General features: G+C 44.6%; 7 protein-coding genes and 1 pseudogene. All 8 read left to right on the forward strand.

Annotated features, from left to right (window positions below):
• A pseudogene (locus tag F596_RS11665) lies at nt 1–188 on the forward strand (VapE domain-containing protein); the annotation flags it as partial.
• Between the two features lie 181 nt (nt 189–369).
• Nucleotides 370–1,338: a toprim domain-containing protein gene (locus tag F596_RS0109930; RefSeq protein WP_009012342.1), complete on the forward strand. Its 969-nt coding sequence runs from the start codon at nt 370–372 to the stop codon at nt 1,336–1,338.
• A 4-nt stretch (nt 1,339–1,342) separates the two neighbouring features.
• A complete protein-coding gene (locus tag F596_RS0109935) occupies nt 1,343–1,804 on the forward strand; it encodes a DUF3408 domain-containing protein (RefSeq protein ID WP_008449678.1) in 462 nt (153 codons plus the stop codon).
• A 360-nt stretch (nt 1,805–2,164) separates the two neighbouring features.
• Complete coding sequence (locus tag F596_RS0109940) at nt 2,165–2,596, forward strand: plasmid mobilization protein (RefSeq protein WP_008449726.1); 432 nt, start codon at nt 2,165–2,167, stop codon at nt 2,594–2,596.
• Complete coding sequence (locus F596_RS0109945; RefSeq protein WP_008449737.1) at nt 2,580–3,641, forward strand: relaxase/mobilization nuclease domain-containing protein; 1,062 nt, start codon at nt 2,580–2,582, stop codon at nt 3,639–3,641. The genes F596_RS0109940 and F596_RS0109945 overlap by 17 nt, the downstream gene beginning before the upstream one ends.
• 16 nt (nt 3,642–3,657) lie before the next feature.
• Nucleotides 3,658–3,873, forward strand: a complete 216-nt coding sequence (locus tag F596_RS11670; protein WP_081618448.1) for a hypothetical protein — start codon at nt 3,658–3,660, stop codon at nt 3,871–3,873.
• A gap of 285 nt (nt 3,874–4,158) precedes the next feature.
• The gene (locus F596_RS0109950) at nt 4,159–5,388 is read left to right on the forward strand and encodes a site-specific integrase (protein WP_008449768.1); all 1,230 of its coding nucleotides are present in this window, start codon (nt 4,159–4,161) and stop codon (nt 5,386–5,388) included.
• 64 nt (nt 5,389–5,452) lie between these two features.
• Nucleotides 5,453–6,852: site-specific integrase (locus F596_RS11170; RefSeq protein WP_019036832.1), on the forward strand; the 1,400-nt coding region annotated here is incomplete at its 3' end.

Here is a 6,852-nt window from a genome sequence, read left to right on the forward strand (position 1 = left end):
ATACTTACCTATTTGGGTATTTATACTCTCACCAACCACTTGTTGCCAAGCGTATGGGCGAAGCCTTGAAGAAAGCAGGATACATAAAGGTGAGCAAACGAAGAAACGGAGGTAGCCCCATCTATATCTACAAAATTAGGAAAATCTTGCCCTGCCCGCTCCTTCAAACTTGTAGTAGCCAAATGTAGTAGAATGTGTAGTGTTGTCTTATACTACAAAGTAACACTGATTATCAATCACTTATCACAAAATAGTATGTAGTAAGAAGAAAGATGAAAAAGTTTGGAGGGGAAAAACTTTGGAAACGGTAAAACCATAAAACAGACAAGCATAAATAATTATCATTCAACCCATTAAAGTATCAAAACAATGAAAAAAGAAGATTTATCACTAATCAAACGATATTCCATCGTGGAATATCTCGAAAGGAAAGGCATTAGGCCTGTCCGTAAAACATCTACCTATGTCATGTATCGCTCACCACTCAGGGAGGAAACTCATCCGAGTTTCAAGGTGGACACGGAAAAGAACCTTTGGATAGACTATGCCGAAGGCAGGGGCGGAAGTATCATCGACCTTTGTATACGCTTGGAAGGCTGCACGCTCTCGGAAGCCATCTGCCGTTTGGGGCAGAACGCTTTAGAGCATACAGCGTACTGCTCCTGTTCTTCAAAGAGAGAAACATCTATCAGTCCAAATCAAAGAAAGGATATAACAGCAAGCGGAACAAGGAGACTGACAAGCATCTCAGACACCTTGCCGCCGCACCTGCAGGAGTATCTCAAAAAGGAACGCTGTATTGATTTAGAAAAGGCAACACCCTTTCTCAAATGTATCAGCTACGAGGTAAGGGAAAGAAGATATGAAGCCATCGGCTTTGCCAATTCTTCAGGTGGTTATGAACTACGGGACAATCATTTGTTTAAGGGAACGATTGCCCCGAAAGACATCACCCCTATATTTGAGGACAAGGCACAACCTGTCTGTCTGTTCGAGGGCTTTATGGATTTTCTTTCTTTCCTTTCAATGAAAGAGGAAGTAACCAACCAATGCCTTGTGATGAATTCCGTGAGTAATGTTGTAAGAAGTATTCACTACCTGAATAAAAGAAATATAACCTCTGTTCGTGCTTTTCTTGATAATGACGATGCAGGTCGAAAAGCTGTGCAGGAATTTGTAAACACAGGTTTTAAGGTAGAAGATATGGCAGTGTATTATAGAGACTTCAAAGACCTCAACGAGTTTCATGTCAGTCGTGTCCGTGAGCAACAGAAAAAGTTGGAGAAAACTCCCAATACAAGCAACAAAAGAAAACAAGTCAAACTTAAAATAAGATAGAGGTATGGAAAAGAAAACAGTCAGCAAAGAGGAAATGGAAAATACCATCAGGAAATCTTTCAGTATGAGCCAAGCTGAAAGTTCAAGTGAACAAACCGTCGCTGAATTTCGAGCAAAGGGAATGAAAAATATTCAAGAGCAAAAACAACAAGGAACAGAACATGTCATAAAGTATGTTACGCCAGCCGAGCCTGCACAGCATACAGAGCATGCAACCGTTCAAAAACGCATCAGTGCCAAGATGAGAAAAGAGACACTCGACGCATACAAGCAGGCGTTCCTCGTTCCGACAAAGCTAAGTGAGAGAAAGGCGGTTTACCTGAGCAGGGAGACGCAGGAACGTGCCGACTTCATCGTTCGCAGGTTGGGTGACAGGGGTAGCAATCTTTCAAGTTTCGTGGAGAACATCGTGCGCATCCATTTGGGGGAATACGGTGAGGATGTAGAGAAATGGAGAAAACTGTGAACCGCAAGAAAATGGTCGAGGGGTTTCAGAAAAAGGAACACCTCTTTCACTCAAAACCCTCGACACTTTTCAGAGAGTAAGGCAACGAACTTTTGCTAAAAACACTGAATGGTGGGAACGCTACGAACGCAGTTAGATACTGAATGCACGGCATTCGCTTTTAATAACCAAAACGCTTTATGCGTAAACGTTTCGTTAGCTGACATTGCAAGACGTCAGTTTGTACCCACAAACTGCTCTTGCTCCCCTCGTTCGATTGTCGGGGAGATAAGACCGTAATCACTCCGTTCTCATCGGTCAGTATTCAGGAATTAAGAAACAATGAATCATCTACAATGATTAACTTTCTAAGAAACTTATATGAAAAGATACAAAGGAAAAGCTGCCCGATGGCAGCAACAGGATAAGGAAGAACAGCGGATGAACAAAACGGAGTTCATCAAGGTAAGATGCACCTTAGAAGAGAAGCAGCGTATCAAGTCAAAAGCGGAAAGTGCAGGGCGGAAGTTCTCAGATTACTGCCGTGAGATACTCCTTAACGGAGAAGTAACAGCCGTTCCCAAGATGACAGACAATGAGAGGGAAGCCATTGCCATTCTCCATCATACAGGAAAGTTCTATGGACAGGTATCCAATCTCATCAAGGTCAAGGACGAAAGGTGGGTACTCATCACAAAGAACCTATCACTATGTGCAAAAGAAGCATTTAAGCGGTTTTACGACCCTCATTTTCGTGTGGAAGATGAGGTATATAAGGTCTTAAATCTAACAAGAAATGATAGGAAAATGTAAGGCGATAGCGCACGGCAGCACGGCTTTAGACTATATCTTCAGAGAGGGCAAGCTTGGCTATCGACTTGCCTTCCACAATCTTTGCAGCAGGGAGCCAAAGGCTATCTATGAGGAAATGAAAGTGGTCAGCGATTACAACAGTCGTTGCAGGAACAAGTTTCTCCGTATCGAAATAGGCATCGCACCGCAGGACGAGAAAAAGCTGTCAGTGTCCGAACTCATGTGGATAACCCATTTATTTGCCAAGCAAATGGGACTTGACAACCACCAATGGGTGGCGGTAACGCACAAGGATACCGACAACAGACACATTCACATCATTGCCAACCGCATCAGTTTGTACGGAGAGGTCTATGATACTACTTTTGTGAGCAATAGGGCAGCAAGGGTGGCGGAAGAAATCAGCAGGGAGAAACACTTGACCATCGCAAAGGAGGTCAAGGCGAAAAAGCAGCATCAGGAGCCAAAAGCCAGTCCAATAAGAGAGCAGACAAAACAGCAGGTACAGCAAATCTGCTATGCCCTGCTTGACAAGTACAAAGGTATGGGTATTACTGGGCATTCCATGTTCCTTTACGAGTTGAACAAGAACGGCATCGCGATAGAGCGCATGAAGAACAAGCAGGGCAAGGTCTATGGCTTGAAGTTCTCATACGCAGGACAATCATTCAAGGCATCCGAAATCGGCAGGGAGTTCGGCTACCGTTCCCTGCAGAAAAACTTTGAACCAACCAACAGGGAAGAGCCAAGGAAACCACACCAAACAATACAGGAGGCAACAGAAAAGAACGAACGCCCTGATACCGGTTATCAACTCGTACCTCCAAGCCGCTCCTCAATTTCACGAGACAATGACACACCACAAGTGCAGAATCCTATTAGTACAGTGGCAGACACCATTGTTAGTGCAGCCGATGAAGTTGTGGAAGGATTAGGCGATTTGATTACACCATCCACACAGGGCAATGACTATGCTGAAACAGCGTGGCAGCGCAAGCTCAGGAACCAAGCCAACAGAAAGAAAAAACGTGGAAGAGGATTATAACTCACGCCTGAACAAAATGCAGAAAGAAGAATATCTCATCAAGAACGCTTGTTATTCGGTAACAAAGTATTATCTTTGCAAACAGAATAACAAGCGTTCTTTGTTAGGCAGAAAACAGCGAAACCAAGTAACTCGCTCGTTTCTAAATCGTTACCAGTTTAGTTCTACTAACAAGGTAACTTCTTTATTTTCAACAAGTTGTATTTTAAGAATTATCTTACTCACCAACTAATCAAAGAAAATGAAGTAAAATCGAAGTTGGTGTAAACTGACTGATAATAAGCAGGAAACGGAACAATTTGCATAAAACTGCCTCTTTCAAAAAGGGCAGCAATATGCAGATTTAGGCAGAAGTTCAGTTACCAGAACGTTACTCGATTCTAGCATAGGTAACGATGGAGTAATATTCGGTAACTGAATTATTTTCGCTCGTGTGGCTGTTGCTTCGGTCGGCAGTTTTCTGCGTAAGTGAGGAACGCTTTAATTCGGGTAACTTTGCCCACAGAAATTAAAGCGTATGAAACAAGGAAAAATGAAGGTGTTGCTCTACCTCAAAAAGAGCGGTCTTGACAAGTCGGGCAAAGCCCCGATTATGGGGCGGATAACCATCGACCGTTCCATTGCCCAGTTCAGTTGCAAACTCTCCTGCAATCCCGATTTGTGGAATCCCCGTGAGAGCCGAATGGACGGAAAGAGCCGTGAGGCGGTGGAAGTGAACAGCAGGTTGGAAAACCTGTTGCTGTCCGTTCAGTCTGCTTATCAGTCCCTGCTCTCCAAAGGATGCCCGTTTGACGCAACCGATGTGAAGGAGCAGTTTCAGGGCAGCGTGCAGACACGGTGCATGCTCATCGAAAGGCTGGACATACTCATCAAGGAAAAAGAAAACCATGTAGGTATAGACATCAAGGAAGGAGCCATACACGGCTACCACTCCACCCGGATACATTTACAGAAGTTTATTCAACGGAAGTACAAGGTTTCGGACTTGGCATTCTCGCAACTTACAGAGGATTTTATCCATGAGTTCCAGCAGTATTTCTTAGGTGAGTGTGGTTTTCAGGAAAGCACGTTCTATAATGTAGCCACGCATTTGAAGACGGTATGCAGATTGGCATACCGTGAGGGATTGGCAGACACGCTCCTTTTTGACAAGGTTAAGATATCAAAGGGCAACAAGAAACTCCCCAAGGCACTCGACAAGGAAGCGTTGGAAAAGCTGAAGGCTCTCTGCTTTGAGGATTTGGAGGAAGAAATGGAAACGGCAAGGGACATATTCCTCTTTGCCTGCTATGTTGGTGCAGCCTATTGCGACCTGATGGAACTGAGCAAGTCCCACCTTGTCCGTGATGATGAAGGCAAAATGTGGCTGAAATTCAACCGCCACAAGACAGGCGTACCCTGCCGTATCAAGTTATTGCCCGAAGCCATTAGGCTGATAGAGAGGTTTCACTGCGATGAAAGGGAAACACTGCTTCCCTATATCAAGTACAAGAGCTATCAGACCTGTCTGAAAGCCCTGCGGCTTCGTGCAGGCATATCGTTTCCATTTACCACTCATACCGCAAGGCACACCTTTGCAACACTCATCACGCTTGAACAGGGTGTGCCTATTGAAACGGTAAGCAAGATGCTGGGACATTCCAACATAAGCATGACGGAACGCTATGCCAAAGTAACTCCACTGAAACTTTTTGAGGAGTTCGACCTTTTCCTCTCTTTTACAGGTGATATGCAGCTGACTATCTAACGATAAAGTCTCATCATCTTATTTTTTTTCATCCAATCAATCAAAACATTAAAGCATCAAGACAATGAGAAGTACATTCAAGATAATGTTCTATATCAACAGACAGAAAATTAAGGCAGATGGCAATACCGCCATTCTATGCCGTATCACCATAGACGGAAAAAGCACAACCATTACCACGGGCGAAGAATGCAATCCCTCCGAGTGGAACACCAAGCAGGGCTTGACGACAGACAGGAAAACCAATCAAAGACTCCATGAGTTCAGGGAAATTGTGGAAAAGACCTATCAGGATATACTGACAAGGGACGGAGTGGTAAGTGCTGAACTTATCAAGAACCACCTGCAAGGCATAACAGAGAATCCGTCAACCCTCCTTGCCATGAGCAGGGCGGAGCTGCAAGCACTCAAGGAAAGCGTTGGAAAGTCAAGGGCGGAGGGAACTTATCTGAATCTGTCCCATTCTGACAAGAACCTCCGTGAGTTTGTGGAAGATAAAGGATTGCAGGACATATCCATTTCCACCATTACGGAGGACTTGTTTGAGGAATATCGCTTCTTTCTCAAAAAGCGCGGATTAAAGGGAACGACCATCAACAACTATCTCTGCTGGCTGAGCAGGCTGATGTTCCGTGCGGTCAGCAAGAGGATTATTCGCTGCAATCCTTTTGAGCATGCCAAGTATGAGAAAGAAGAAAAGAAGATACGCTTCCTGCAAAAGAGTGAAGTTGCTAAACTTGCGACAATGAAAATGAATGACAGCGAGGCGGAATTGGCAAGGCTGATGTTCGTCTTTTCCTGTCTTACGGGACTGGCAATCGCTGATATGGAAACTCTGCAATATGGGCATATCCAAACGGCAGCGGGCGGGAGGAAGTATATCCGAAAGGAACGTCAAAAGACAAAGGTGGAGTTCGTTGTGCCGCTGCATCCAATAGCGGAGGCCATTATCCGCCATTGTTGGGAAGAACAGGAGGGAAACGAAGAACTGCAGACGGTGAAAGAAAAAGGCGACAGCCTTGTCTTCCCCCGTAGTTGCAGCCGTAGCGTAATGGGCAAGAACCTGTGCATTGTGGGCAAGGCTTGCGGTATCAGAGAACGGTTGTCCTATCATATGGCAAGGCACACTTTCGGTACAATGAGTTTAAGTGCAGGAATACCCATTGAGAGCATTGCCAAGATGATGGGGCACGCCTCCATATCAAGCACGCAGATTTACGCGCAGGTGACGGACAGGAAGATTTCGGAGGATATGGACAGGCTCATTGCCAAGCAATCTGCAAAAGAGAAAGAAATTGCGGAGAGAGAGGAAAATGACCATTTCGCTGCAACTCCTTGTATCATAGTCTTTTATTTTTTTATCCTTTTTAATTGTAGCCATATTGTAGCCACAACAGAGTATTTTGAGAGTACACGCAGATACTGCTACCCGAAATGCGCACTTGCATTTCTTGGGTTCAAAAG

Origin of the sequence: Prevotella amnii DSM 23384 = JCM 14753, from assembly GCF_000378745.1 — a bacterium.
Lineage (GTDB): Bacteria > Bacteroidota > Bacteroidia > Bacteroidales > Bacteroidaceae > Prevotella > Prevotella amnii.